This window comes from Luteimonas sp. A611, from assembly GCF_054072715.1.
The window spans coordinates 297,102-322,720 of the sequence record NZ_JBSVRP010000001.1; the positions used below are offsets into that span (position 1 = coordinate 297,102).

At 68.9% G+C, this 25,619-nt stretch carries 22 protein-coding genes; 8 read left to right on the plus strand and 14 right to left on the minus strand.

Annotated features, from left to right (window positions below; all coding sequences use genetic code 11):
* From ACW5EG_RS01325 to ACW5EG_RS01345, 5 genes are all read left to right on the plus strand, one after another.
* Positions 1-528 (plus strand): F0F1 ATP synthase subunit delta, encoded by a 528-nt coding sequence (locus tag ACW5EG_RS01325; RefSeq protein ID WP_457020648.1) that lies wholly within the window; start codon positions 1-3, stop codon positions 526-528.
* A gap of 141 nt (positions 529-669) precedes the next feature.
* Positions 670-2,235 (plus strand): F0F1 ATP synthase subunit alpha, encoded by a 1,566-nt coding sequence (atpA, locus tag ACW5EG_RS01330; protein WP_457020649.1) that lies wholly within the window; start codon positions 670-672, stop codon positions 2,233-2,235.
* Positions 2,236-2,327: 92 nt separating this feature from the next.
* Positions 2,328-3,191 (plus strand): F0F1 ATP synthase subunit gamma, encoded by an 864-nt coding sequence (gene atpG, locus ACW5EG_RS01335; RefSeq protein WP_457016841.1) that lies wholly within the window; start codon positions 2,328-2,330, stop codon positions 3,189-3,191.
* A gap of 78 nt (positions 3,192-3,269) precedes the next feature.
* Positions 3,270-4,673 carry a F0F1 ATP synthase subunit beta gene (gene atpD / locus ACW5EG_RS01340; RefSeq protein WP_457016843.1) on the plus strand — a complete coding sequence of 468 codons (1,404 nt, stop codon included), beginning with the start codon at positions 3,270-3,272 and terminating at the stop codon, positions 4,671-4,673.
* A gap of 42 nt (positions 4,674-4,715) precedes the next feature.
* Positions 4,716-5,138, plus strand: coding sequence for a F0F1 ATP synthase subunit epsilon (locus tag ACW5EG_RS01345; protein ID WP_457016844.1), 423 nt, complete (start codon positions 4,716-4,718; stop codon positions 5,136-5,138).
* A gap of 97 nt (positions 5,139-5,235) precedes the next feature.
* Here the strand turns inward: ACW5EG_RS01345 and ACW5EG_RS01350 are convergent, their stop codons facing one another.
* Entirely contained in the window at positions 5,236-5,619 is a 384-nt protein-coding gene (locus tag ACW5EG_RS01350) for a GtrA family protein (protein ID WP_457016846.1), read from the minus strand.
* 199 nt (positions 5,620-5,818) lie between these two features.
* Here ACW5EG_RS01350 and glmU point away from each other — a divergent pair, with 199 nt between their 5' ends.
* The gene (gene glmU, locus ACW5EG_RS01355) at positions 5,819-7,186 is read left to right on the plus strand and encodes a bifunctional UDP-N-acetylglucosamine diphosphorylase/glucosamine-1-phosphate N-acetyltransferase GlmU (RefSeq protein WP_457016848.1); all 1,368 of its coding nucleotides are present in this window, start codon (positions 5,819-5,821) and stop codon (positions 7,184-7,186) included.
* Between the two features lie 150 nt (positions 7,187-7,336).
* Here glmU and ACW5EG_RS01360 read toward each other — a convergent pair whose 3' ends face one another.
* The 7 genes from ACW5EG_RS01360 to ACW5EG_RS01390 all read right to left on the minus strand — a co-directional run bounded on the left by ACW5EG_RS01360 (position 7,337) and on the right by ACW5EG_RS01390 (position 15,097).
* A complete protein-coding gene (locus ACW5EG_RS01360; RefSeq protein ID WP_457020650.1) occupies positions 7,337-8,659 on the minus strand; it encodes a sensor histidine kinase in 1,323 nt (440 codons plus the stop codon).
* Between the two features lie 13 nt (positions 8,660-8,672).
* Positions 8,673-10,007, minus strand: coding sequence for a sigma-54-dependent transcriptional regulator (locus tag ACW5EG_RS01365; protein WP_457020651.1), 1,335 nt, complete (start codon positions 10,005-10,007; stop codon positions 8,673-8,675).
* A 138-nt stretch (positions 10,008-10,145) separates the two neighbouring features.
* The gene (locus tag ACW5EG_RS01370; RefSeq protein ID WP_457020652.1) at positions 10,146-11,378 is read right to left on the minus strand and encodes an ABC transporter permease; all 1,233 of its coding nucleotides are present in this window, start codon (positions 11,376-11,378) and stop codon (positions 10,146-10,148) included.
* A gap of 24 nt (positions 11,379-11,402) precedes the next feature.
* Positions 11,403-12,704, minus strand: coding sequence for an ABC transporter permease (locus tag ACW5EG_RS01375; protein ID WP_457016854.1), 1,302 nt, complete (start codon positions 12,702-12,704; stop codon positions 11,403-11,405).
* Positions 12,705-12,754: 50 nt separating this feature from the next.
* Positions 12,755-13,480 carry an ABC transporter ATP-binding protein gene (locus tag ACW5EG_RS01380; protein WP_457016856.1) on the minus strand — a complete coding sequence of 242 codons (726 nt, stop codon included), beginning with the start codon at positions 13,478-13,480 and terminating at the stop codon, positions 12,755-12,757.
* A 107-nt stretch (positions 13,481-13,587) separates the two neighbouring features.
* A complete protein-coding gene (locus ACW5EG_RS01385; protein ID WP_457016858.1) occupies positions 13,588-13,800 on the minus strand; it encodes a hypothetical protein in 213 nt (70 codons plus the stop codon).
* A 1-nt stretch (position 13,801) separates the two neighbouring features.
* The gene (locus tag ACW5EG_RS01390) at positions 13,802-15,097 is read right to left on the minus strand and encodes an efflux RND transporter periplasmic adaptor subunit (protein ID WP_457020653.1); all 1,296 of its coding nucleotides are present in this window, start codon (positions 15,095-15,097) and stop codon (positions 13,802-13,804) included.
* Positions 15,098-15,277: 180 nt separating this feature from the next.
* On the opposite strand from ACW5EG_RS01390, the gene glmS reads away from it, so the two are divergent.
* The gene (glmS, locus tag ACW5EG_RS01395) at positions 15,278-17,107 is read left to right on the plus strand and encodes a glutamine--fructose-6-phosphate transaminase (isomerizing) (RefSeq protein ID WP_457020654.1); all 1,830 of its coding nucleotides are present in this window, start codon (positions 15,278-15,280) and stop codon (positions 17,105-17,107) included.
* 169 nt (positions 17,108-17,276) lie between these two features.
* Here the strand turns inward: glmS and ACW5EG_RS01400 are convergent, their stop codons facing one another.
* A complete protein-coding gene (locus tag ACW5EG_RS01400) occupies positions 17,277-17,516 on the minus strand; it encodes a hypothetical protein (RefSeq protein WP_457016864.1) in 240 nt (79 codons plus the stop codon).
* A 232-nt stretch (positions 17,517-17,748) separates the two neighbouring features.
* Between ACW5EG_RS01400 and ACW5EG_RS01405 the strand changes: the two genes are divergently transcribed.
* The gene (locus ACW5EG_RS01405; protein WP_457020655.1) at positions 17,749-19,815 is read left to right on the plus strand and encodes a TonB-dependent copper receptor; all 2,067 of its coding nucleotides are present in this window, start codon (positions 17,749-17,751) and stop codon (positions 19,813-19,815) included.
* Positions 19,816-19,992: 177 nt separating this feature from the next.
* Here ACW5EG_RS01405 and pdxK read toward each other — a convergent pair whose 3' ends face one another.
* Genes pdxK through ACW5EG_RS01430 form a run of 5 tightly spaced genes read right to left on the minus strand, consistent with a single transcriptional unit; the run spans position 19,993 to position 25,524 of the window.
* Positions 19,993-20,871, minus strand: coding sequence for a pyridoxine/pyridoxal/pyridoxamine kinase (pdxK, locus tag ACW5EG_RS01410; RefSeq protein ID WP_457020656.1), 879 nt, complete (start codon positions 20,869-20,871; stop codon positions 19,993-19,995).
* Entirely contained in the window at positions 20,868-21,638 is a 771-nt protein-coding gene (locus ACW5EG_RS01415; RefSeq protein ID WP_457016869.1) for a YggS family pyridoxal phosphate-dependent enzyme, read from the minus strand. The genes pdxK and ACW5EG_RS01415 overlap by 4 nt, the downstream gene beginning before the upstream one ends.
* A 7-nt stretch (positions 21,639-21,645) precedes the next feature.
* A complete protein-coding gene (hemF, locus tag ACW5EG_RS01420) occupies positions 21,646-22,575 on the minus strand; it encodes an oxygen-dependent coproporphyrinogen oxidase (protein WP_457016871.1) in 930 nt (309 codons plus the stop codon).
* 44 nt (positions 22,576-22,619) lie between these two features.
* On the minus strand, positions 22,620-23,111 hold the full coding sequence (locus ACW5EG_RS01425; protein WP_457016873.1) for a hypothetical protein: 492 nt from the start codon (positions 23,109-23,111) through the stop codon (positions 22,620-22,622).
* Between the two features lie 40 nt (positions 23,112-23,151).
* Positions 23,152-25,524, minus strand: coding sequence for a S9 family peptidase (locus ACW5EG_RS01430; RefSeq protein WP_457016875.1), 2,373 nt, complete (start codon positions 25,522-25,524; stop codon positions 23,152-23,154).
* Positions 25,525-25,619 lie beyond the last annotated feature (95 nt).

A 25,619-nucleotide genomic window follows, 5' to 3' on the forward strand; every position in this document is an offset into this window, starting at 1 on the left:
ATGAGCAAGGCCCTCACGCTTGCCCGGCCCTACGCACGTGCGGCCTTCATGCTCGCGCGTGACGCCGGCGCGCTTGCGGCATGGTCGCAGGCACTCGGCTTCGCCGCGCGCGTGGCGGTCGATCCGCAGGCCTCGGCGCTGCTCGCCCATCCGGCGCTGTTGCGCGCGCAGGCGGTTGGCCTGCTGGCGCCCGACGGCGTTGCACCGGTGTTCGGCGACTACCTGGCGCTGCTGGCGGACAATCGTCGGCTGGGCCTGCTGCCGGAGATCGCGGGACTGTTCGAGGAGCAGCGCGCCGAGGCCGAGCACATCGTCAAAGCCAAGGTGACATCGGCGACGGCGCTGCCGGCGGCGGAGCTCGAAGGCATCCGGGCGGCGTTGCGCAAGCGCTTCGGCCGCGAGATCGAGATCGAGGAAGCGGTCGACGAGGACCTGATCGGCGGCGCGGTGATCGCAGCCGGCGACGTGGTCATCGACGGATCGCTGCGCGGCAAGCTGGCGCGCCTGCAGTCGGCGTTGGCGCATTGAATCGGTGATCGGCGATTGCTGATGCGTGACCGGGGCGGGCGTCGATCGCTCCGTCCCGACCACCAGTCGACAGCCACCGATCACGAACAAACATAGAAATCCGAATGCCGCAGGCGGCGGCAGACGACCAGGAACCGAACAATGGCAACCACCACGCTCAACCCGTCCGAAATCAGCGAGCTCATCAAGAGCCGCATCGAGAACGTCAAGCTGTCCGCGGAAGCGCGCAACGAAGGCACGGTGACGTCCGTGGCCGACGGCATCGTGCGCATCTACGGCCTGGCCGATGCGATGCAGGGCGAGATGATCGAGCTGCCCGCCGCCGAGGGTGGCACGCCCACCTACGCGCTGGCGCTGAACCTGGAGCGCGATTCGGTCGGCGCGGTGGTGCTGGGCGACTACGAGCACCTGCGCGAAGGCGACGTGGCCAAGACCACCGGCCAGATCCTGTCGGTGCCGATCGGGCCGGAGCTGCTCGGCCGCGTGGTCAACGCGCTGGGCGAGCCGATCGACGGCAAGGGCCCGATCGACGCCCAGCTGACCGCACCGGTCGAGCGCGTGGCGCCGGGCGTGATCTGGCGCAAGTCGGTCGACCAGCCGGTGCAGACGGGCTACAAGTCGGTCGACGCGATGATCCCGATCGGCCGTGGCCAGCGCGAGTTGATCATCGGCGACCGCCAGACCGGCAAGACCGCGATGGCCATCGACGCGGTGATCAACCAGAAGTCCACCGGCATCAAGTGCGTGTATGTCGCGATCGGCCAGAAGGCCTCGACCGTGGCCAACATCGTGCGCAAGCTCGAAGAGAACGGCGCGCTGGCGCATACCATCGTGGTCGCCGCGACCGCGTCCGAATCGGCCGCGATGCAGTACGTCTCGGCGTACTCGGGCTGCACCATGGGCGAGTACTTCATGGACCGCGGCCAGGACGCGCTGATCGTCTATGACGACCTGTCCAAGCAGGCCGTCGCCTACCGCCAGATCTCGCTGCTGCTCAAGCGCCCGCCGGGCCGCGAAGCCTATCCCGGCGACGTGTTCTACCTGCACAGCCGCCTGCTCGAGCGCGCCGCGCGCGTGTCGGTCGACTACGTCGAGAAGTTCACCAATGGCGAGGTCAAGGGCAAGACCGGCTCGCTGACCGCGCTGCCGATCATCGAGACCCAGGCCGGCGACGTGTCCGCGTTCGTGCCCACCAACGTGATCTCGATCACCGACGGCCAGATCTTCCTCGAGACCGACCTGTTCAACGCCGGCATCCGCCCGGCCGTGAACGCCGGCATCTCGGTGTCGCGCGTGGGTGGCGCGGCGCAGACCAAGATCATCAAGAAGCTCTCCGGCGGCATCCGTATCGCGCTGGCGCAGTACCGCGAGCTGGCGGCATTCGCCCAGTTCGCCTCGGACCTGGACGATGCGACCCGCAAGCAGCTCGAGCGCGGCCAGCGCGTCACCGAGCTGATGAAGCAGAAGCAGTACCAGCCGATGTCGATCGCCTACCAGGCGCTGTCGATCTACGCGGTCGACAAGGGCTACATGGACGATGTGCCGGTCGGCAAGATCCTGGCGTTCGAAGAGGCGCTGCACGCGCACTTCGCCAACACCCAGGGCGAGCTGGTCGGGCAGGTCGATGCCAGCGGCAACTGGAACGACGAAATCGAAGCGGCCTACAAGGGCGGCGTCGAGGAATTCAAGAAGACCGGCAGCTGGTAAGACCGATGCTGCAGGCGGGCCGCTGGCCCGCGGTGGCGTGAACCCAAACGTGGCGAAAGGCGGGCAATGGCCCGCCCTACCGGGAAGATGAGATGGCAGGCGGCAGGGAAATCAAGACCAAGATCAAGAGCGTGCAGAACACCCGCAAGGTGACGCGCGCGCTGGAGATGGTCTCGGCCTCGAAGATCCGCAAGGCGCAGGAACGCATGCGCGCCTCGCGTCCGTATGCGCGGGCGATGAAGCAGATCATCGGCCACCTCGCGCAGGCGAACACCGAGTTCCAGCATCCCTATCTGATCGAGCGCGGTCAGGTCAGGCGCGTGGGCTACGTCATCGTCTCGTCCGATCGCGGCCTGGCCGGCGGCCTGAACAACAACCTGTTCCGCAAGCTGCTGGTCGAGATCCGGCAGTGGCAGGACAAGGGCGTCGAGGTCGACGTGGTGACCATCGGCCAGAAGGCGGCGGTGTTCTTCCGCCGGCTGAAGGTGAACATGCTGGCCAGCGTCGCGCACCTGGGCGACCAGCCCGAGCTCGAGCAGCTGGTTGGCGTGGTCCAGGTCATGCTGGAAGCGTATGACGCGGGCAAGGTCGACAAGGTGTTCCTGGCCTACAACGACTTCGTCAACACCATGACCCAGCGCGCGGCGTTCGATCAGCTGGTGCCGCTGCCGGCGGCGGAAGCTTCGGTTGCCAAGCACGACTGGGACTACATCTACGAACCCGACGCCGAGGGCGTGCTGAGCCACGTGCTGTCGCGCTACGTCGAATCGCTGGTGTATCAGGCGGTGATGGAGAACGTGGCGTCCGAGCACGCGGCGCGCATGGTCGCGATGAAGTCGGCCAGCGACAACGCCACCAAGATGATCGACACGCTGAACCTGGTCTACAACAAGGCCCGGCAGGCGGCGATCACCCAGGAAATTTCCGAGATCGTCGGCGGTGCGGCCGCGGTGTGATCCGTTAACCGCGACGGCACCGATTCGCGGCTGAAGCCGCTCCTACAAAAAGCATTCGAGAGTTCAGAGGAAACGAACATGAGTCAGGGCAAGATCGTTCAGATCATCGGCGCCGTCGTCGACGTGGAGTTCCCGCGCGGCGAAGTGCCGAAGATATACGACGCGCTGAAGGTGCAGAACACCGAGATCACGCTCGAGGTGCAGCAGCAGCTCGGCGACGGCGTCGTGCGCACGATCGCGCTCGGCTCCACCGACGGCCTCAAGCGCAACCTGGTGGCCGAGAACACCGGCCGCGCGATCTCGGTGCCGGTAGGCCTGGGCACGCTGGGCCGGATCATGGACGTGCTGGGCCGCCCGATCGACGAGGCCGGCCCGGTCAAGGCCGACACGACGTGGGAAATCCACCGCGCCGCGCCGTCCTACGAGGACCAGTCCTCGACCACCGAGCTGCTGGAAACCGGCATCAAGGTCATCGACCTGATGTGTCCGTTCGCCAAGGGCGGCAAGGTCGGCCTGTTCGGCGGCGCCGGCGTGGGCAAGACGGTCAACATGATGGAACTGATCAACAACATCGCGACCGAGCATTCGGGCCTGTCGGTGTTCGCCGGCGTGGGCGAGCGGACCCGCGAAGGCAACGACTTCTACCACGAGATGCAGGAGTCGGGCGTCGTCAACGTCGAAGAGCCCGAGAAGTCGAAGGTGGCGATGGTCTACGGCCAGATGAACGAGCCGCCGGGCAACCGCCTGCGCGTCGCGCTGACCGGCCTGACCATGGCCGAGTACTTCCGCGACGACGGCCGCGACGTGCTGCTGTTCATCGACAACATCTACCGCTACACGCTGGCCGGTACCGAAGTGTCGGCGCTGCTGGGCCGCATGCCGTCGGCGGTGGGCTACCAGCCCACCCTGGCCGAGGAAATGGGCGTGCTGCAGGAGCGCATCACCTCGACCAAGGCCGGCTCGATCACCTCGATCCAGGCCGTGTACGTGCCCGCGGACGACCTGACCGACCCGTCGCCGGCGACCACCTTCGCCCATCTCGACGCCACCGTCGTGCTGTCGCGAAACATCGCTTCGCTGGGTATCTACCCGGCGGTCGATCCGCTCGACTCGACCTCGCGCCAGCTCGACCCGAACGTGATCGGCCACGAGCACTACGACACCGCGCGCCGGGTGCAGTCGACGCTGCAGAAGTACAAGGAGCTCAAGGACATCATCGCGATTCTGGGCATGGACGAGCTGTCGGAAGAGGACAAGCAGGCCGTGTCGCGCGCGCGCAAGATCGAGCGCTTCTTCTCGCAGCCGTTCCACGTGGCCGAGGTGTTCACCGGTTCGCCGGGCAAGTACGTCTCGCTGAAGGAAACGATCCGCGGCTTCAAGGGCATCGTCGACGGCGAGTTCGACCATCTGCCGGAGCAGGCTTTCTACATGGTCGGCACCATCGACGAGGCGGTCGAGAAGGCGAAGAAGATCTCCGCGTAAGCGGAAATCCTCTGAGACTCCCGGGTTAAAGCGAGCGAAACCATGAGCACCATCCGTTGTGACATCGTCAGCGCCGAGGCAGAGATCTTCCAGGGTGAGGCCACGCTCGTGGTCGCCACCGGCGAGATGGGAGAGCTCGGCATCGCGCCGCGCCATGCGCCGCTGATCACGCGGCTCAAGCCCGGCAAGGTCGTGGTGACCCAGGCCGACGGCACCCAGCTGGACTTCGCCATCGGTGGCGGCATCCTCGAGGTGCAGCCGCAGGTGGTGACGATCCTGGCCGACACCGCGATCCGCGCCGACGAGATCAACGAGGCCAAGGTGCGCGCGGCCAAGGAAGAGGCCGAGCGCGTGCTCGCCGGTCGCGGCGAGGCGATGGAAGTGGCCGAGGCGCAGCAGAAGCTGGCCGAGGTGATGGCCCAGCTCTCGGCGCTCGAGCGCCTGCGCAAGAACCTCAAGCACTGACGTCGGCGTACGCCACGCATGACTGGAATGCCGGCCTCGCGCCGGCGTTTTTACGGGTGCAACGCGTGGCGACGACGGCCAAGCGGCCGCCGCTGCGTCAGCGCCGATAGATCCAGTGCCGCGAGATCACGAAGCCGACCAGCCCCAGGACGACTTCCACCACGGGCTTGGCCAGCCACGCCCACTTGAGGCCGAGCATGTCGTCGATCATGCCAACGGCCAGGGTGCTGGCCGCGGTGGTGCACAGCCACATCACGGCGAAGCGCTGGAGCTGCACGCGGCCCAGCGTGCTGCCGTCGCCGGCAAAGGTGAACTTGCCGTTGAGCCAGAAGCCGAGCATGGCGCCGCTGATGCGGCCGGTGATGTTGGCCGGTTCGATCAGCATGCCCATGTGCGACAGCCACACCGTCACGCCCCAGTCGAGCAGCCACTGCAGGCCGCCGATCACGAGGTAGTGGCTGCCCTGGCGGCGCAGGCTCACGCTCCGGGCTCCGGTTGCGGCGATGTCGTGGGGGCGGTCATCGTCGCCAAGCGTAGCGGCTCCACGGTCGAGAGGACATCCTGCGGCCCGCGTGGCAGCCGACATCCGCGGAGGGGTCACGTTCCCGCAGGCCACGGCTCGTTCTCCGCGCCGGCGCCAACCGCCTTAGAATTCCCGGTCCGGATCTGATGGAAGTCCCATGACCAGCCCCCTTCACGTCGTCATCCTCGCTGCCGGCGAGGGCAAGCGCATGAAGTCGTCCCTGCCCAAGGTGCTGCAGCAGATCGCGGGCCGGCCGATGCTCGGCCACGTGATCGCGACCGCGCGCGCGCTCCAGCCCGCAGGCATCCACGTGGTCCATGGCCACGGCGGCGACCAGGTGCAGGCCGCGTTCGCCGAACACTCCGACCTGCTCTGGGCCGAGCAGGCGCAGCAGCTTGGCACGGGCCACGCCGTGCAGCAGGCGATGCCCGAAGTGCCCGACGATGCGCGCGTGCTGGTGATGTATGGCGATGCGCCGCTGTTCACCAACGATACGCTGCGCCGGCTGCTGTCCGCCAAGGGCCGCCTGGCGCTGTTGGCCACCGAACTCGAGGATCCGACCGGATACGGCCGCATCGTGCGCGATGCGCAGGGCCACGTGGCCGCCGTGGTCGAGGAAAAGGACGCCAGCGACGAACAGCGCACGATCGGCTTGGTCAACACTGGCGTGATCGCCGCCGACGCCACTGCGCTCAAGGAGTGGCTGGGGCGCCTGTCCAACGACAATGCGCAGGGCGAGTACTACCTCACCGACGTGGCTGGCATGGCCGCGGCGGACTTCACCGCGGCCGAGCTGGTGATCGTCGCCGATCCGCGCGAGACCGAGGGGGCGAATGATCCCTGGCAGCTGGCGCAGCTCGAGCGCGCCTTCCAGCTGCGCGCCGTGCGTGCGCTGTGCCTGCAGGGCGCGCGGGTGGCTGATCCGGCGCGCATCGACATCCGCGGCGAGGTGATCGTCGGCCGCGACGTGGTGATCGACGTGGACGTGGTGTTCGAGGGCCGCGTGGAGCTGGGCGACGGCGTGCGCATCGGCCCGTTTGCGCGGCTCAAGGACGTGGTGCTCGGTGCCGGCTCCGAGGTGCGCGCGCACTGCGACCTGGAGGGCGCGCGTGCGGAAGGCGCGGTCACCATCGGTCCGTTCGCGCGCCTGCGCCCGGGCACCGTGCTCGCCGATGGCGTGCATGTGGGCAACTTCGTCGAGACCAAGAACACGCAGCTGGGCGTGGGCAGCAAGGCCAACCACCTGGCCTATCTCGGCGACGCGGTGGTCGGTGCGAAGGTGAACATCGGCGCGGGCACGATCACCTGCAACTACGACGGCGCGAACAAGTCGACCACGACCATCGGCGATGGGGCATTCATCGGTTCCAACGCATCGCTGGTCGCGCCGGTGACGATCGGCGAAGGCGCGACCATCGGCGCGGGCTCCGTGATCGGCATGGACGCCGCGCCCGGCAAGCTCACGGTGGCGCGGGCGAGGCAGGTGACGATCGAGGGTTGGGTGCGGCCGGTGAAGAAGTCTTAGCGGCGCCGCGCGTGATGCAGGGCGCACTTCATGCGACTGCGTCGTTTGTGCGGGACGGCTTCAGCCGCGAACAGGGTCGCCGCCCGATGATTGGGGTCCGTTGCGGCTCCAGTGCGTCGCGCGTGGGGACGCGTTCTTCCCGCAAGCTGCTCAGGGTTGCGTTTGGCCCGGCAATACCATCGACACGCACAGTCCTCCGCCGTCGCGGTTGAGCAGGGCGATGCGGCCGCCGTGGGCCTCGGCGATCTCGCGCGCCAGTGCCAGGCCCAGGCCGGTGCCGCTGCGCTTGGTCGAGTAGAACGGCAGCAGGGCGTTGGCCAGCACCGCCTCGTTCATGCCGCTGCCGCGGTCGAGCACGTCGATGCGCCAGCCCTCGGCAGTGCGGCGCACCGCCAGCGCGACATCGTCGTGCCCGGTGCCCGATTCATGCGCGTTCTTGAGCAGGTTGAGCAGCGCCTGTTCCATCTGCGCCGGATCGAAGCGCAGGATCTCTTCCGGGATCGCCCCCTCGATCGCGAACCCGATCTGGGTGCGAAGCTTCTCCACGAAGCGGGCCAGCTGCACCGGTTCGCCGCGCGGCGCCGGCAGCTTGGCGAAGCGCGCATAGTCGCGCAGGAAGTCTTCGAGATGGCGCGCGCGTTCCTCGATCGTGGCGAGCGCGATCGGCAGCTTTTCGTACTGGCCGCGACGCAGCAGCTCGGCGCCCGAATGCGCCAGCGAGGCGATCGGCGCCAGCGAATTGTTGAGTTCGTGGCTGATCACCCGGATCACCTTCTTCCAGGTCTGCACTTCCTGGCGTCGCAGCTCGGCCGTCATCTGGCGCAGCAGGATCAGCTCGTGGCGACGCCCGTTGAGGCGGAACATGCGCCGCGCCAGGTGGTAGATGTCCTCCTGGTCCTCGTCGCCCACGGTGAACATGCCATCGCCGCCGCGGGCAAAGGCTTCGCCCACCGCAGCCGGGGCCTGTTCGAGCAGCGCGTCGAGCGAATGGCCCTCGAGCTTGCGCCCGTCGCCCAGCAACCGCCGGGCGGCGAGGTTGCCCAGCACGACGCGTCGCGCCGGATCCAGCAGCAGCATCGCCACGGGCGTGTTCTGCACCATCGTGTCGAGCAGCAGTTCGCGCTGCACCAGCGCATGGCGCTGCTCGCGCAGGACGTCGCCAAGCTCGTTGTGCGAACGCACCAGCTCGATCAGGTCGGCATGCCGGTCCCAGTGGATGCCGAAGCTGAAATCGCCGTCGCGGTAGGCGGCCACAGTGCCAGTGAGCGCGCGCAGCAGGGCGCGGATCGGGGCGAAGGTGCGCCAGACGATGAGCGCGGTGATGCCGCCGATGAGCGCGGCTGCGATCGTGGCCGCAGCCCAGGGCGGTAGCCACTGGCCCAGCCAGGCGGTGGACGCGGCAACGGCGGTGATCGACGCCAGGATCAGCGCCAGCAGCTTCAGCGACAGGGGCAGGGCGCGAAGGCGGCGCATGTCCGGTCGCGGCTCAGCCGCGTGGGATGCCGTAGCGGTCCAGGCGCCGGTACAGCGCCTGGCGCGACAGCCCCAGCTCGGCTGCCGCCTGCGCCAGCACACCGCGACTGCGCGCCAGCGCCGCCTCGATGCTGGCCCGGTCCGGCTCGTCGCCGTGCACCGGGTTGATGGCCGACGGGGCCAGACCCAGCGCCTCGGCCTCGATCCGCTCGCCCGACAGCAGCGCCGCGCGCTGGACCGCATTGCGCAGCTCGCGCACATTGCCCGGCCAGGCGTGCTGCAGCAGGGCGCGCTCGGCGCGCTCGGCGAACTGTTTGCCGTCCGGCAGGAAATGCCGGGCCAGCGGCAGGATGTCGCGCGGCCGCCGTGCCAGCGCAGCCAGCCGCACTTCAATGCCGTTGAGCCGGTAGTAGAGGTCTTCGCGGAACTGGCCCTGCGCGATCAGCGCGGGCAGGTCGGCATTGGTCGCGCTGACCACGCGCACCTTGACCTGGCGTTCCTGGTGCCCGCCCAGGCGCTGGAAGCGCCCGGTCTCCAGCACGCGCAGCAGCTTGACCTGGCCGGCCGGCGGCAGCGTGCCGATCTCGTCGAGAAACAGCGTGCCGCCATCGGCCGCTTCGAACTTGCCCGCGCGCGCCTTGTTGCCCGCGCCGGTGTAGGCACCGGCTTCGGCGCCAAACAGTTCGGCTTCGATCAGATCATGCGGCAGTGCGCCGCAGTTCACTGCGATGAAGGGGCCGGGCCGCGCCCTGGAGTTGTAGTGGATGATCTCCGCGATCTTCTCCTTGCCGCTGCCGTTGGGGCCGGTGACCAGCACCGGCAGCTCGGAGCGCGCCACCTGCAGCGCCAGCCGCAGCGTGGCTTCGCTGCTGCTGTCGGCGTAGACCAGGCCGCGCAGGTCGTGCTCGTGCTCCAGCGCGCTGCGCCGGCGGCGTTCGTCGGCATTGCGCTGGAACAGCTCGCGACGCGTCTCGGCCAGCTCCAGCAGGTTGTTCACGCTGGCGATCAGCTTGTGGTCGTCCCAGGGCTTGCCGATGTAGTCGGCGGCGCCGGCCTTGACCAGGTCCACCGCCGACTCCAGCCGCGTCCACGCGGTGAGCAGGATCACCGGCATGTCCGGATGCTGCGCGCGGATCTGACGGAACAGCGCCACGCCCTCGTCGCCGGAGGTGGTGTCGGCGTGGAAGTTCATGTCCTGGATCACCAGGTCGATGCCGCCACGCTGCAACAGCGCCAGGCCAGCGTCCGGGGTTTCGGCGCGCAGCACGTCGATCTCGTGCAGCGAGAACAGCAGCTCCAGTGCGGTGCCGACGGACGGGTTGTCGTCAATGACCAGGACGGTGGGCATGGGGCAGGGCGTCGGGAGTTCGTATCGTCAGCAAAGCGTAACCGGTTCTCCCGTCATCCCCGCTTTTGCGGGGATGACGGACTCCGCAGGCCTGCGGTGGATTTCCACATTGCGGGGTCGACAGTCGGGACGGCCTGCTCACACGCTTCTGGTGGCGATGGCCGGCGGCACCGCGGCTGCGCGGCGCGCCGGCCCCAGCACCGACACCTGGCCCAGCAGCCACAGCGCGAGCGCGCCCAGCGGCAGGTAGTACAGCGGCAGGCGCGCCAGCTCGTATTGGCTCATCAGCAGCTGGTTGATGCCGTAGGCGGCGACCATGCCCAGCACGATGCCGATGGTCGCGAGCAGGAAATTCTCGGTCTGGAAATAGCGCAGGATCTGCCCCCTGGTCGCGCCCAGCGCGCGGCGCACGCCGATCTGCTTGGTCCGCTGTTGCACCCAAAAACTGGCCAGGCCCACGATGCCCAGCGAGGTGATGAACAGCAGCCCCAGGCAGACGATCCCCAGCAGCCAGGCCATCGCCTTGGGCGCCTGGTAGAACTCCTCGCGCAAGGCCTGCATGGTCTTGGTGTTCTCCTCCAGCACGATGCGCTGGGGGCCGCTGGCGCGCAGGGTCTTGACGGCGGCGTCCAGGATCTCGTCGCGCCGTTCGGGCGAGGTGCGGATCACGTAGTTGCCACCGACCGCGTAGGTCGGCCGGATCGGAAAGACCATGCTGTACTCGCGGGCCTCGGGGCCGCCCTGCAGGCTGGGCCGCACCAGGTGTTCGACCAGGCCGACGATGCGGATCGGCTCGTCGCCCCAGCTGTAGATCGTCTTGCCGACCGCGTCCTCGCCCGGGAACAGCCGCTCGGCCATCGTACGGGTGATGACTGCGCCGGGAATGCTTACCGGCCCCTCGGCACGGTCCACGGCTTCGAACTCCAGGTACTCGTCGGGCTGGAACCAGCGTCCGGCCACCAGGCGCAGGCCCAGCGTGTCCAGGAACTGATCGTCGGCCATGTACACCGTGGCGGCGAGGTTGGCCTGCGCCTGGTCCGGACTCAGTCGCACGCCGCTGTTCCAGGACGAGTTCGTGAAAGGCACCTGGTTGAGCACGGTGGCGGCGGTGACGCCGGGCATGCCGCGCAGCGCGGCCAGGTCGGTGCGGGTCTGCGCGGCCGCGTTGTCGTCGTTGCCGATGCCGGTGATCTGCACGCGCACCAGTTCGTCCTCGGCCAGTCCACTGGGTTCGTTCACGAAGGTAATGCGCTCGCCGATCATGAAAAGGGCGTTGCAGATGATCGCGCAGGTGAGCGCGATCTCCAGCACGATCAGGGTCGCGGCGGTCTTGTGCCGCATCAGCGTGGAGAGGATGGGACGGATTTCCATGGCTGTCTCCGGGAAGGCGGCAGGCTACTGCGACTTGAGCTGCAGCGCGGGGGTGATCTGCATCGCGCGCCAGGCGGGCAGGACCCCGGCGAACAGGCTGGCGACGATGGCGAGAAGGAACGTGGTCAGGAGCATGCCCAGGTCCAGGTGCGCGAGCTCCGCGTAACTGTCCGGCTGCTGGCGCACGGCCCACAGTCCGAGCAGCGCCAACCCCAGGCCCAGGACCCCGCCGGCCAGGCCGATGGTGCCCGCCTCGACCAGGCACTGTTTGAAGATTTCCGCGCGCGATGCACCCAGCGCGCGGCGCACGCCGATCTCGCTGCTGCGGCGCAGGAACTTGGCCAGCAGCAGCCCGACAGTATTGAGCAGGCACACCAGCAGGAAGCCGAAGCCCAGCCACAGCTGCAACACCACGTCGTTGGGCACCACACGGTTGAAGTCCAGCCACTCCATCACGCTGCGCAGGCGCACGTTGGTCGGACGCTCGTAGCGACCCGCCGTGCGCTGTTGCTCGGAGTAGCTGGTCAGGTAGTCGTGGTAGGCCTTGCGCTTGTCGTCCGACCCCAGCTCCACCCAGTACTGGATCCAGGCGCAGGGCACGTTGAGCGCGGTGCTGTCGCCACGCGAATCGCCCCAGCAGTTCATGTTGCCGTTGCGGCCCATCTCCAGGTCGCGCGAGGTCGAGAACGGCAGGAACACATCCTCCAGTTCACCGTAGCGATCGCTGTTCAGGTCGTAGAAGCGCGGGGTGGGGCGCCAGTCGTCGATCACGCCGATCACGGTGAAATCGGTCTGGTCCAGGCGCAGGTGCTTGCCGACGCTGTTGGCGCTGCCGAACACGCGTTCGTTGAGGTCGCTCGAGATCACCACCACCCGCGCACGCGACTCGTCATCGGCCTGCGACCAGCCGTTGCCGTGCAGGAACGGGACCTGGAACATGGGGAAGAAGTCGGTGCTGGCGTAGCGCGCATCGGAGAGGAAGGGGGTCAGGTCGGCGCGGTCGGGCGTCACCGACACGCCGCCGCCGGTCATCATCGCCTGGCGGTCTCCGCGCTTCTCGCGCAGCAGGGTTTCCGCGTCGGTACGGGTGACCTGCTCGTTGGGCTCGCCGCCGGGGGTGTAGCCCTGCATGCCCTCCGGATCGAGCTGCACGTAATGCAGCTGGCCGCTCTTGCCGGGAATGGGATCTCCCGACAGCACGCGGAACACGGTCAGCGTGGTCATGCACGCGCCGATGCCCAGCGCGATCGCCAGCACCATCAGCGCGGTGAGCACGCGATTGCGGCGAAAGCTGCGCAGCGCGAGGGTGAAGTAGTAGCTGAACATGGGAGCCTCCGGAGGCGGGCGTCGGTCGTGCTGTGTTTGCTGGAGGAGGCTTACGCCGTCTGGATTTCGCCGCGGGCCGCGTTCGCGGCGCGGGCCAGCCCCGGTTCGATCGACAGGTCGGTCGCCATGCCGTCGACGATGTGCACGTTGCGCTGCGCGCGCGCCGCCAGCTCCGGGTCGTGGGTCACCATCACGATGGTCGTGCCGCGCGAGTTGATGTCCTCCAGCAGCTCCAGCACGCTGCGCGCCATCTGCGAGTCCAGGTTGCCGGTGGGTTCGTCGGCCAGCAGCAGCCGCGGCGAACCGGCCAGGGCGCGCGCGATCGCGGCGCGCTGCTGCTGTCCGCCGGACAGTTCGGCCGGGTAGTGCTTCATGCGCGAGCCCAGCCCGACCTGCGACAGCGCCTCCTCGATGCGCAGCCGGCGCTCGTTGCCGGGCATGCCGCGGTAGCGCAGCGGCACCTCGCAATTGTCGAACAGGTTCAGGTCGGGGATCAGGTTGAAGCTCTGGAAGATGAAGCCGATCTTTTCGTTGCGCAGGCGCGAGCGCTGGTTGTCGTTGAGCCCTTTCACGTCGACGCCATCGAGGTGGTACTCGCCGCCGGTGAAGGTTTCCAGCAGGCCGGCGATGTTGAGGAAGGTGGTCTTGCCCGACCCCGACGGCCCGGTGACGGCGACGAACTCGCCGTCGCCCACATGCAGGTCGAGCGAACGCAGGGCATGGGTTTCGACGAGTTCGGTGCGGTAGACCTTGGTGACCTGGCGCATGTCGAGCATGACGGGTTCCTTCGAAGCGCGGCTGGGAGGATGGAGAAGGTCATCCCGCCGCGTTGCGCCCGGAGAGAGAGTCGGGCGCGCCGGGGCGGGATGGAAAACGGGTGCGCTCAGCGGATGCCAAAACGGGCGGGAAGCGCCGAGCGTGCCGCGTAGGCGTGCGCTGCCGGCCTGCGACGGCGTTCGCCGTTGGCGGCGGTGCAGCTCGCGGTATCGCGCGCTGCGTCGAAGGCGTACAGCTCATGCAGGCGCAGCGGCACGGCGTCGGCCAACTGCTGCGCGGTCCAGTGCAGGCGGGAAGGGAAGTAGGCGAAGGTGTCCATGTCATTGTCCCGAGATGCGGACGCGGTCCGCGTTGGCGAACTGGTCGGTGCCGGAGACGACGATGCGCTCGCCCTCCCGCAGGCCCGACACGATTTCCACTGCATTGAGGCTGCTGGTGCCGGCCTGGATCGGGCGGCGCACGGCGCTGCTGCCGTCGACCACCCAGGCGGCGCGGCCGCCATCCTGCTCCAGGAACGGTCCACGCTCCACCATCAGCACGTTCTCGCGCGTGTCCAGCACGATGCGTGCGGACAGGCGCTGGTTCTGGCGCAGGTTGGGCGGCTGCTGGCCATCGTCGAAGCGCAGGCGCGCGGTGACCTCGCCGCTGACCACTTCCGGCGAGACCGCCGAGACCAGCGCTGCGTAACGATTGCCTGTACTGGTGACCTGCGCCGGCACGCCGATGGCGAGGTCGCGGGCGAAGCTCTCCGGCACCCGGATCTCGACCTCGAACACGCTCAGGTCGATCACGCCCAGCACCGGCGCGTTGATCGCCACGTTGGTGCCCTGCGCAACCTGCACCTGGCCGACCTGGCCGTCGAATGGCGCGCGCAGGGTCAGCGCGTCGACCTGGCGCTGCAGTTCGGCCACCACCGCCTGCTGGCGGTCGGCCAGCAGGCGCTTGTTGCGTGCGTCGATGCCGGCGCCCTGGCCCTGCAGCGAGAAATCCCGGTGCGAGGCGGCCAGGCCGAGCTCGGCCTTCTTCAGCCCGTCGAGCGCGCGGTCGTACTCGTTCTTCGATACCGCGCCGCCCTCGAAGGCGCGCTGGTAGCGCTCGACGTCGCGCTGCGCGGCGGTGTGGTCGATCTGGGCCTGGTCGAGCAGCTTCTGCGCCTCCGAGCGGGTCAGCTGCGCGTCGAGCACGGCGCGGTTGGCTTCGCCTTCCAGGCTGGCCAGGGTCGATTCCTCCTGCACCAGGCGGCTGCGCAGTTCCGGGCTGTCGATGACGGCAAGCTCCTGGCCGGCCTTGACCACGTCGCCGGCCACGACCTTGAGCGACACGGTGCCACCGGCGATCGCGTAGAGGGTGGGGCTGTTGGCGGTGATCACGCGCCCGTCCGCCGACAGGTCGCGCACCAGATCGCCGCGCGTCACCTCGGCGATGCGAATCCGCGAAGCGTCGTAGGACGAGGCACCCGAAGCCCAGCCGCTGGCCACCCACGCCACCAGCGCCGCGACCGCGAGCGCGCCGCCGCCGGCCAGCAGCCAGCGACGGGGCAGCCGACCCAGGCCAGTGGGCCCGGCCAATGCCTGATCCTGTGCGGAGGTGTCGCGGATGCGGGCTTGCGTGTCCATGTCTGGATCTGGATGCGGAGAGGTCTTCCGTGGTTGCACGCAATCTGCGTGCCAACATCCAACTGTCTGATTTGAAAACGGAATGCAGGCATGGAAAGCGTCCGGCCGGACACCGCGCGTGTCCGGCCGGACGCTGCTTTCCCGTACACTTGCCGGACACACGCGAGGAGAAACGGATACATGTGCGGCATCGTTGGCGCGATCGCGGATCGCGATGTGGTACCGGTCCTGATCGAAGGGCTCAAGCGTCTGGAATACCGCGGCTACGACTCCGCCGGCATCGCCCTGGTCTCCGAGGGAGAGGTGCGTCGCGTGCGCCGGACCGGTCGGGTCGTGGAGATGGAGGCGGCCGCGCAGGACGAGGATGTGCAGGCCATGCTCGGCATCGGCCACACACGCTGGGCCACCCACGGCGGGGTCACCGAATCCAACGCCCATCCGCACATCAGCCACGGCGTGGCGCTGGTGCACAACGGCATCATCGAGAACCACGAGCAGCAGCGCGAACGCCTGCAGCAGCTGGGCTACACCTTCGAATCGCAGACCGATACCGAGGTCATCGCGCACCTGATCCACCACTACATCAAGGCCGGCGACGACCTGCTCGGCGCACTGCAGCGTGCGGTCAAGGAGCTGCATGGCGCCTATGCGCTGGCCGTGGTCAGCCGCAAGGAGCCCGAGCGCATGGTGGTCGCGCGCATGGGCTGCCCGCTGCTGGTGGGCCTGGGCGAGGGCGAGAACTTCGTGGCGTCGGACGTCTCGGCGATCCTGCAGGCCACGCGCCGAGTCATCTTCCTTGAGGAAGGCGACACCGCCGAGATCACCCGCGATGCGGTGCGCGTGTTCGATGCGCAGGACGCCCAGGTCGAGCGCGACGTGCACCTGTCGGATGTCTCGTTGGCCTCGCTGGAGCTGGGCCCGTACCGCCACTTCATGCAGAAGGAGATCCACGAGCAGCCGCGTGCCATCGGCGACACGCTCGAGGCAATCATCGATGCCAACGGCTTCGAGCCCGAGCTGTTCGGCAAGGATGCGCAGGACGTGCTGCGCGGGGTCGAGGGCGTGCAGATCCTCGCCTGCGGCACCAGCTTCTACGCCGGCTCGGTGGCGCGCTACTGGATCGAGGCGATCAGCGGCCTGCCCTGCAGCGTCGAGATCGCCAGCGAATACCGCTACCGCAAGGCGGTGGCCAATCCCGCGTACCTGATCGTCACCATCTCCCAGTCGGGCGAAACACTCGACACGATGGAGGCGCTCAAGTACGCCAAATCACTGGGCCACGAGCGCACGCTGTCGATCTGCAACGTGCCCGAGAGCGCGATCCCGCGCGCCAGCCGGCTGGTGTTCTACACCCGCGCCGGCGCCGAGATCGGCGTGGCATCGACCAAGGCCTTCACCACCCAGCTGGTGGGCCTGTTCGCGCTTGCCGCGACGCTGGCCAAGTTGAATGGGCGGCTGGAGGCAGACCAGGAAGCCGAGTACGTCGAGGCGCTGCGCCACCTGCCCGGCAGCATCCAGCACGCGCTCAACCTCGAACCGCAGATCGCCTTGTGGGCCGAACGTTTCGCGCCCAGGAACCACGCGCTGTTCCTCGGCCGCGGCGTGCACTACCCGATCGCGCTGGAAGGCGCGCTCAAGCTCAAGGAAATCTCCTACATCCACGCCGAGGCCTATCCGGCGGGCGAACTCAAGCACGGCCCGCTGGCGCTGGTGGACGCGGCCATGCCGGTGGTGGTGATCGCGCCGAATGACGGCCTGCTGGAAAAGGTGAAGTCGAACATGCAGGAAGTGCGCGCGCGCGGCGGCGAGCTGTTCGTGTTCACCGATGCCGACAGCAACTTCAGCGAGTCCGAAGGCGTGCACGTGATCCGCACCCCGCGCCACGTCGGCGTGCTCAGCCCGATCGTGCACACCATCCCGGTGCAGCTGCTGGCGTACCACACCGCGCTGGCGCGCGGCACGGACGTGGACAAGCCGCGCAACCTGGCCAAGTCGGTGACGGTGGAGTAGGCGGCCCGACTGCGATGCAGTGGCAGCCGGCGGTTTTCGCTCCCAAGCAGGGCGAGCCAGCCGTCCATGACAGCCGGCGACTGTCATTTCGACCGCAGGGAGAAATCTCCCCGACCGGGCTGCTGAACGCCCAGCAGCCCGTTACAGCGAACCGCGAAGCACCCTGCCGCTAGCCGCCGCAGCCACCGCAACAGGTCGACGGCTGCCGCTCGATCGCGCTTTCCGGCACGGCGATGCCTGCGCGCGCCAGGCCTGCGGCGATGTCGCCTTCTTCCAGCGCCGTGGAGATGCGCAGCTTGCGGCTGAGCACGTCGAAGTCGGCGATGGCTGCCGGATCCTGCGACTGAAGCTGCTGCTCGAGTGCGGCCAGGTCGATGCGGCCGGTGTCCAGCTGTACGTCGAATTGCATGGTGGTCTCCTAGGGATACGGGCGGTATCGCGCCGCCGGGCCGCAACCGGCAATGCCGACCGCTGCGCCAGCATGCGCGCACGCGCGGTTCCGTGCCTTGACCTGCATCAGCCTGCGCGCACTGCGCACGCAGGGCCTGACGCAGGTCAAGACGCTCCGGGATCCGGACATTTTGTCCATTCCCGCGGGTACGGATTGGCGCTGCAATGGCGCCATGAACGGAGGATCCGAGATGAGAAGCAAGCTGTTGTACCTGGGCGTGGCGGCGGTACTTGCACAGCTCGCCGCAGGCGGCGCGTGGGCGGCGAACGATGCGGCGGCGCCTGTCGACGAACGCGTGGTCAACCTCGACGCGCTGGTGGTCGTGGGCGTGGCCCCGGTGGCCTCGCTGACATGGGTGACCGATCCGCGCGTGCCGCGCCAGCCGGTGCCGGCCAGCGATGGCGCCGACTACCTCAAGACCGTGCCGGGGTTCGCCACGCTGCGCAGCGGTGGCACCAACGGCGATCCGGTGCTGCGCGGGCAGTTCGGTTCGCGCCTGAACCTGCTGGCCGGCGACGGCGCGCTGATGGGTGCATGCCCTTCGCGCATGGACAACGCGATGTCCTACGTCTCGCCGGAAACCTATGACCGGCTGACCATCGTCAAGGGTCCGCAGACGGTGCTGTGGGGCGGCGGCGCGTCGGCGGGCACGGTGCGCTTCGAGCGCGAAATCCCCTATTTCGACGAGGCCGGCCTGCGCCTGGACGGCAGCGCGATGTTCGGCAGCCACGGCCGCAACGACCAGGTGGTCAACGCCCTGGCCGGCAATCCGCAGATGTATGCGCGGCTCACCGCCAACCGCTCGGAGTCCGATGACTACGCCGATGGCGCGGGCCGGCGCGTGCCCTCGGCCTGGGACAAGTGGAATGCGGACGCGGCCATCGGCTGGACACCGGATCCCGACACCGTGCTGGAGGCCAGCGTCGGCACCGGCGACGGACAGGCGCGCTACGCCGGGCGCGGCATGGACGGTTCGCAGTTCGACCGCACCAGCTACGGCCTGCGCTTCGAGAAGAAGAACATGGAAGGCACGTTGCGCGAGGTCACGGCCAACGTCTATTACAACGATGTCGACCACGTGATGGACAACTACACGCTGCGCGATCCCGACCCCGACAGCTCGATGCCCATGCCGATGGCGAGCAACGTTGCACACCGCACAAGCGGTGGGCGCGCCGCGTTCGGCTTCGGTGGCGAACACTGGGAGCTCACCGCGGGCATGGACGCACGCGGCAGCCGCCATGCGCGCCGCAGCGCGATGGGACGCGACCAGTACCTGGCGCAGCCGTGGACGGTGGACGCACGCTTCCGCCAGACTGGCGCCTTCGCCGAACTGCACTGGCACCTGGACGGGCGCAACCACCTGATCGCCGGCGCGCGCGTTGATCGTGCCGAAGCCGAGGACCGGCGCGCGGTCACGAGCGGCATGATGCCGATGCCCAACCCGACCGCGGGGCAAACGCGCGCAGAGACGCTGCCCTCGGCCTTCGTGCGTTTCGAACAGGACATCGACGGCAAGCCGCTGCGCTGGTACGCCGGCGTCGGCCACACCCAGCGCATGCCCGACTACTGGGAGCTGTTCTCCCCCAACCGCGGTCCCGATGGTGCAGTCAACGCCTTCGCCGGCCTGCAACCCGAGCGCACCACCCAGCTCGATGTCGGCATGCGCTACGCAGGCAAGCGCGTCGATGCCTGGGTTTCGGCCTATGCCGGGCGCATGCAGGACTACATCGCGTTCGACTACATGACCGGCGCGATGGGGGCGAGCACGCGCGCGCGCAACGCCGACGCCGACATCCGTGGCGGCGAGGCGGGCATCGAGTGGCGCGCGATGGAGCACTGGAAGCTCGGCGGCACGCTGGCCTATTCCCGGGGTGAGCTGTCGGACAGCGGCCAGGCCCTGCCGCAGATGCCGCCGTTGGAGGCGCGACTGAACGCGGGCTACGACAACGGCACATGGTCGGCCGGGGCGCTGCTGCGCGCGGTGGCCGCGCAGGACCGGGTCAGCCCCTCGCTGGGCAACGTGGTCGGCCGCGACCTCGGGCCGAGCAGCGGATTCAGCGTGTTCTCGCTCAACGGCGCCTATCGCTTCAGCGACCGGGTGCGCCTGGCGGCCGGCATCGACAACCTGTTCGACCGCGACTACGCCGAGCACCTCAACCTCGCCGGCAACAGCGCCTTCGGCTATCCCGCCGATCCCACCCGGATCCACGAGCCGGGTCGCACGGCGTGGGTGAAGCTCAACGTCGAGTTCTGATCCGCCGTCGGGACGGCCCATGCTCCCTCCCCCGCCTGCGGGGGAGGGGGTCGGGGTGGGGGCAAACCGCAGCGTCGATGCGTCCGCGCCTCCGGCGCGCCTTTCACCTCGAAGCGCATGAGCCGCGCAGACGGGGAAAGGAAAGTCCGCGCCAATCCATCGCGGCTGAAGCCGCTCCTACGGGGGCATGGGTTGGTCGAGGTTGCGGGCGATTTCCCGCGGCAGCGCCAGCTCCTGCCAGCCTTGCGCCTGCACGTGCTGCAGGATCGCGACGACATCGCTGCAGGCGCGTCGCACGGCATCGGCCAGCGGCAGACCGGACAGCGCGCGGCCCGCGAGGAGTGCGGCAAACAGGTCGCCGCCGCCCTTGACCGCGTGCGGCACCTGCGCGTGTTCGACGGTTTCGTGTCCTTGCGCGGTCACCACCAGCACCTGCATCCGCCCCGGTGCGCAGGCGCGTGGCGCGGCGCTGGTCACCGCCACCCAGCGCGTGCATCCGCCCAGCAGGCCTGCGGCGGCGTCCGCGCAGTGCGCAAGCGTGGGCAGCGTGCGGCCGCACAGCTGTTCGAGTTCGAAATGATTCGGCGTCAGCCCGTCCGCGCAGGGCAGCAGGTGCTCGCGCCAGACCGGCAGCAGGGCAGGATCGGTGTAGCTGCCGGTGTCGTGGTCGCCGATCACCGGATCGATCTGCACCACGAGCGCGGGATTGATCTCGCGCATGCGTCGCAGCCAGCGCGCCAGCGCAAGGCCCTGCTGCGGCGAGCCCATGTAGCCGACCAGCACGCAGCGCGCACGCGTCGCGACCTCGCGTGCCTCCAGGTCATCGAGCAGGCCTTCGAACCAGTCCTGCGGCAGCGGCCCGCCGTGCATCGTCGGGTAGTGGGGTGTATTGCCCAGCACCACGGTCGGCACCGGCGCCACGTGGAGGCCCAGTGCCTGCAGCACTGGCACGGCGATCGAGTTGCCGACCGCGCCGTAGGAGACCTGCGACTGCACCGATACCACGTCGACCAGGCGCGCACCCGCAGTGGGTGAGAACAGGGCGTCGCCGCTCATCGAGTGTCGCCCGCCCCGCCTGGATTGCCCGCGAAACCAGGCCAGTAGGCGCTGTCGGGCGTGGGCCGGCCGCCGAAGATCGCGGTGCCCACGCGCACCGTGGTCGCGCCTTCGGCAATGGCGAGTTCGAAGTCGCCGGACATGCCCATCGACAGTTCGTCCATCGCGATGCCCTCTGGCGCATCCTGGCGTAGGCGATCGCGCAGCTCGCGCAGGCGCACGAAGCAGGGGCGCACCCGCGCCTGGTCCTCGGAGAACAGCGCCAGCGTCATCAGCCCGCGCACGCGCAGCGATGAAAATGCCGGCAGCTGTTTCACGAAGGCGTCGACCTCCTCCGGCGCCAGCCCGAACTTGGTCGCCTCGCCGGAGGTGTTGACCTGCACCAGCACGTCCAGCGCGCGCCCCTGCTTCTGCAGCTGCGCATCCAGCGCCTCGGCCACGCGCAGGCTGTCGAGCGCCTGGAATTCGCTGGCGAAACGCGCTGCGTACTTGGCCTTGTTGGTCTGCAGGTGGCCGATCAGCACCCAGCGCAGGTCGGCCAGGTCGGACATCGCCTCCCACTTTCCCATCGCCTCCTGCACCTTGTTCTCGCCCAGTTCACGCAGGCCGATGCCATGGGCCAGGCGCAGCCGCGCCGCGTCGACGGTCTTGCTGACCGGCAGCAGGCGCACCTCGCCCGGATCGCGCCCCGCGGCGCGGCAGGCCGCGTCGATGCGTGTACGGATGGTGTCGAGGTTGGCCTGCAGCTGCGCGGCGGAAGCGTCCATGGCGACCTCAGGTCCCCGCCAGCCAGTCGCGTGGCACCAGATAGTCGTGCAGGCGCGCTTCGATGCTGCCGGGTTCGGGCGCGTAGCCGTACTCCCAGCGCACCAGCGGCGGCAGGCTCATCAGGATCGATTCGGCGCGGCCACCGCTCTGCAGGCCGAAGTGGGTGCCGCGGTCGTAGACCAGGTTGAATTCGACGTAGCGGCCGCGCCGGTAGAGCTGGAACTCGCGCTCGCGTTCCCCGTAAGGAGTGTCCTTGCGGCGTTCGACGATCGGCAGGTAGGCGTCGAGAAAACCGTCGCCGACCGCGCGCAGGTAGCCGAAATCCTGCTCCATGTCGTCCTGCAGGTCGTCGAAGAACAGCCCGCCCACGCCGCGCGTCTCATTGCGATGCTTGAGAAAGAAGTACTCGTCGCACCAGCGCTTGTGCGCCTCATAGCGGGCTTGCGCGCCGAACGGCTCGCACAGCGCGCGCGCGGTGCGATGCCAGTGCTGCACGTCCTCGTCAACGGGATAGAACGGGGTCAGGTCGAAGCCGCCGCCAAACCACCAGGCCACGGTTTGGCCATCGCGCTGCGCCCGGAAGTGGCGCACGTTGGCATGCGTGGTCGGCAGGTGCGGATTGCGCGGATGGAACACCAGCGACACGCCCACCGCGCGCCAGGAAGCGCCGACGAGTTCCGGGCGGGCGGCCGTGGCCGACGGCGGCAGGGTGCTGCCGGACACGTCGGAAAAGCCGATGCCGGCCTGCTCGAACACCGCGCCATCGCGCAGCACGCGGGTGCGGCCGCCGCCGCGCAGGGTGGTGCTGGCGTCGTCGGGATCGCGCTGCCAGGCGTCCTCGAAGAAGCGTGCGCTGCCGTCGGCGGTTTCGATCGCGGCGCAGATGCGGTCCTGCAGGCCGGTGAGGTAGTCGCGGATGTCGTCGAATCGGTCCATGCCGCCATTCTAGGCGGCGCCGGTGTGCGCGGCGTTGCGCTGGATCAGGCGCCCGGTGTCGCGGGCGCGCGCCAGGCCTGCAGGCGAATGTCCAGGCGGCGGGCCAGCTCGCCGGCGTCGAGGCGGTAGGTGTCGGGCAACGCGCCGTGGAAACCGCTGACACGGCGGTTGATCCGGTGCAGCCGCTCGCCACCGCGCTCGCATTCGACGAAGTCGAATCCCACGAGGCGCTGCATCCCGACCCGGGTTTCGCCAAAGCGCGCCACCTCGGCCCAGCGGATCCGCGAGCGGCGCAGTAGCGACACCATCTCGAAACCGTCCGCGTCCAGCAGCAGCCGGCTGCCGCCTGGCAGCAGGTTGAGCAAGGCGACCGCTGCACACAGCCCGAAGAACACGATGCAGCCCCAGGCCAGCACCGGATGCGTGGGCATGATGATGCCGCCGATCCACACCAGGCCGGCCGAGGCCGCGCCCATCGCCAGCCACTTCAGCGGCGAAGGGCGCAGGATCTCCGTGCCTGGTGACGGCGCGCTCATGTCGCTGGCAGTTGCTGCTGCCTCCGTTGCCGCGAGGCGCTCACTTCAGCGTGCGCTCGAACAGCTCCAGGATCCGCCGGTACTGGTCGTACCACGAGTCGGCATGCACGTAGCCGTGCCGCTCCATCGGGTAACTCGCCAGCTCCCATTTGTCCTTGCGCAGCTCGATCAGGCGCTGCGCCAGCACCACCGAGTCGCGGTAGAACACGTTGTCGTCGATCATGCCGTGCGCGATCAGCAGGTGGCCCTGCAGGCCTTCGGCGTACTCGATCGGCGAGGACACGCGGTAGGCCTCGGGGTCGATGTCGGGCGTGTTGAGGATGTTGGCGGTGTAGTCGTGGTTGTACTGGGTCCAGTCGGTGACCGGACGCAGCGCGGCGCCGGCCTTGAACTTGTCCGGCTCGCGGAACAGCGCCATGAAGCTCATGAAGCCGCCGTAGCTGCCGCCGTAGATGCCGACGCGTTCGCGGTCGGCCTGCTGGTGCTCGACCAGCCAGTCGATGCCGTCCAGGTAGTCCTCGAGTTCCGGCTGGCCCATGTTGCGGTAGATCGCGGTGCGCCAGTCGCGGCCGTAGCCTTCGGATGCGCGGAAGTCCAGGTCCAGCACGATGTAGCCGCGCTGCACCAGCAGGTTGTGGAACATCTGTTCGCGGAAGTAGTTCGGATACCGGTCGCTGACGTTCTGCAGGTAGCCCGCGCCGTGCACGAACAGCGCCACCGGGTATTTGCGCCCGGGCTCCATCGTCGCCGGGCCGTAGTACTTGCCCCAGATCGTGCCGGCGCCGTGCTTCGACGGCACCTGCACGTACTGCGGCTGCAGGAACTCGTAGGCGCGGTATTCGGCGCTGCGCGTGTCGGTGAGCGTGCGCAGGTTGCCGCCGTCGGCATCGACCACCGCCAGCTGCGGCGGCACGTAGCTCGACGAATGGCGCAGCAGCAGGCGCGCGCCATCGGGCGAGGCTACGAAATCCTCGACGCCGCCGAGCTGGGTCAGCTCCGCCACATCGCCGCCGGCCGCGGGCACGGTGCACAGCTCGTAGTCGCCCGGGCGGGCGCGGTTGCAGGTGAAGTGGAAGCGTGCGCCGTCCGGCGCCAGCACCGGCTGCGAGACTTCCCAGCGGCCCGAGGTCAGCGCGCTCGCGCGGCCACGACCGGCATCGACCGTGTACAGGTGCGCATGCCCGCTTTCCTCGGACACGAACCACAGCCTGCGCTGGTCGGGCAGCCAGCCGAACTCGTTGAAGCTCCAGTTGATCCAGGCCGGGTCGGTGAGGCGGTGGCGCGACTGCGGCTCGCCGCCTTCCGGCTGCAGCGTTGCCAGCCAGCGGTCCTTGTTGTCGATCGAATGCAGCATCAGCGCGAGGAAGCGCGAGTCCGCGCTCCACAGCAGCCCGTCCTCGTCGTCCTCCAGCCGCAGCGCGCGCGCGCCCTTGAGCGGCTCCTTGCCGGCGGCCTTACGCAGCGTCGCCAGCGGATCGTCGCCGATGCCCGGAAGCGCGCCGGTCGAAAGTTCGCGACGCGAGCCGTCGCGCATGTCGACCAGCCAGAAGGTCTGCGCGCGCGGCAGGTTGCGGCCGACGCGGGTGCGTACGTCCTCGAACTCCTCGTAGCCCGATTCGGTGACGTACTTCGGCATCTTGCCGGCCTGTCCGCGCTCGTCGGACTTGCGCTCGGCCGCCACCGCCAGCCAGCGCCCGTCGGGCGAAAGCGAGGTCGCGGCGATTTCCACGTCCTTGCCCAGGAACACAGGCGCGGGCGCGCGGGTGGGGTCTGCGCGACGCAGTTCGGCATCGCGGTTGCGCTGGGTCTCGCGTCGCTCGCGCTCGGTGCGCAGCGTCTCGACCAGGCGCAGCTGGTTCTCGCGCAGCAGGTCGGGCTTGGGCGCCGCCGCAGGGTCGTCCTCGGCCTTGGGCGAGGCGGCGTGGGTGGTGGCGCCGTCGGCCGCGCTCCAGCGGAACCAGTCGTGGCCGCTGCGCCAGAGCAGGGCACCGTCGCTTGACCAGCGCGGGTTGGCTTCGGTCGCTTCGCTGCGGGTGAGCTGGGTCAGCGCGCCATTGCGCAGGTCGCGCACGAACACGTCGCCGTTGCGCACGAAGGCCATGCGCGTGCGCTGCGCATCGAGTACCGGCCGCGCGGCGTCGATGCCGGCGCGCGAGGGGCCGTCGACGATGCGCGCCTGTCCGCCGGCGATGTCCTGCAGGTAGACGTCGCGGATGCCGTTGCCTTCGCGCTTGAGCGGGTAGTAGGCGTGGCGGCCGTCCCACGACCACCAGGCCTGTTCGACCGTCGGCCCGATCCAGTCCGGATCGGCCATGATCCGGTCCAGCGTGAGCGGCGGCGCAGGCTGCGCCTGGGCGAGTGCGGCGGCGCTGGCGAGCAGCAGGCAGGACAGCAATGGCGCGGATCGATGCATTTGCACGTGCACGGGAAGCGGGAATTGCGACAGCCTAGCAGTCGCTTCCGGCGTGGCATCTGCCGACGGTCATGCTCCGCGGGCGGGCGCGGGCC

Coding starts and splice junctions, on each gene's coding strand:
- ACW5EG_RS01425 (WP_457016873.1), bottom strand. CDS start 23,111: ATGAGCGCGCCGTCACCAGGCACGGAGATCCTGCGCCCTTCGCCGCTG.
- ACW5EG_RS01375 (WP_457016854.1), bottom strand. CDS start 12,704: ATGTTCAGCTACTACTTCACCCTCGCGCTGCGCAGCTTTCGCCGCAAT.
- atpA (WP_457020649.1), top strand. CDS start 670: ATGGCAACCACCACGCTCAACCCGTCCGAAATCAGCGAGCTCATCAAG.
- ACW5EG_RS01345 (WP_457016844.1), top strand. CDS start 4,716: ATGAGCACCATCCGTTGTGACATCGTCAGCGCCGAGGCAGAGATCTTC.
- atpG (WP_457016841.1), top strand. CDS start 2,328: ATGGCAGGCGGCAGGGAAATCAAGACCAAGATCAAGAGCGTGCAGAAC.
- pdxK (WP_457020656.1), bottom strand. CDS start 20,871: ATGAGCGGCGACGCCCTGTTCTCACCCACTGCGGGTGCGCGCCTGGTC.
- glmS (WP_457020654.1), top strand. CDS start 15,278: ATGTGCGGCATCGTTGGCGCGATCGCGGATCGCGATGTGGTACCGGTC.
- ACW5EG_RS01430 (WP_457016875.1), bottom strand. CDS start 25,524: ATGCATCGATCCGCGCCATTGCTGTCCTGCCTGCTGCTCGCCAGCGCC.
- ACW5EG_RS01370 (WP_457020652.1), bottom strand. CDS start 11,378: ATGGAAATCCGTCCCATCCTCTCCACGCTGATGCGGCACAAGACCGCC.
- ACW5EG_RS01415 (WP_457016869.1), bottom strand. CDS start 21,638: ATGGACGCTTCCGCCGCGCAGCTGCAGGCCAACCTCGACACCATCCGT.
- ACW5EG_RS01365 (WP_457020651.1), bottom strand. CDS start 10,007: ATGCCCACCGTCCTGGTCATTGACGACAACCCGTCCGTCGGCACCGCA.
- ACW5EG_RS01385 (WP_457016858.1), bottom strand. CDS start 13,800: ATGGACACCTTCGCCTACTTCCCTTCCCGCCTGCACTGGACCGCGCAG.
- ACW5EG_RS01405 (WP_457020655.1), top strand. CDS start 17,749: ATGAGAAGCAAGCTGTTGTACCTGGGCGTGGCGGCGGTACTTGCACAG.
- atpD (WP_457016843.1), top strand. CDS start 3,270: ATGAGTCAGGGCAAGATCGTTCAGATCATCGGCGCCGTCGTCGACGTG.
- hemF (WP_457016871.1), bottom strand. CDS start 22,575: ATGGACCGATTCGACGACATCCGCGACTACCTCACCGGCCTGCAGGAC.
- ACW5EG_RS01380 (WP_457016856.1), bottom strand. CDS start 13,480: ATGCTCGACATGCGCCAGGTCACCAAGGTCTACCGCACCGAACTCGTC.
- ACW5EG_RS01390 (WP_457020653.1), bottom strand. CDS start 15,097: ATGGACACGCAAGCCCGCATCCGCGACACCTCCGCACAGGATCAGGCA.
- ACW5EG_RS01400 (WP_457016864.1), bottom strand. CDS start 17,516: ATGCAATTCGACGTACAGCTGGACACCGGCCGCATCGACCTGGCCGCA.
- ACW5EG_RS01360 (WP_457020650.1), bottom strand. CDS start 8,659: ATGCGCCGCCTTCGCGCCCTGCCCCTGTCGCTGAAGCTGCTGGCGCTG.
- glmU (WP_457016848.1), top strand. CDS start 5,819: ATGACCAGCCCCCTTCACGTCGTCATCCTCGCTGCCGGCGAGGGCAAG.
- ACW5EG_RS01325 (WP_457020648.1), top strand. CDS start 1: ATGAGCAAGGCCCTCACGCTTGCCCGGCCCTACGCACGTGCGGCCTTC.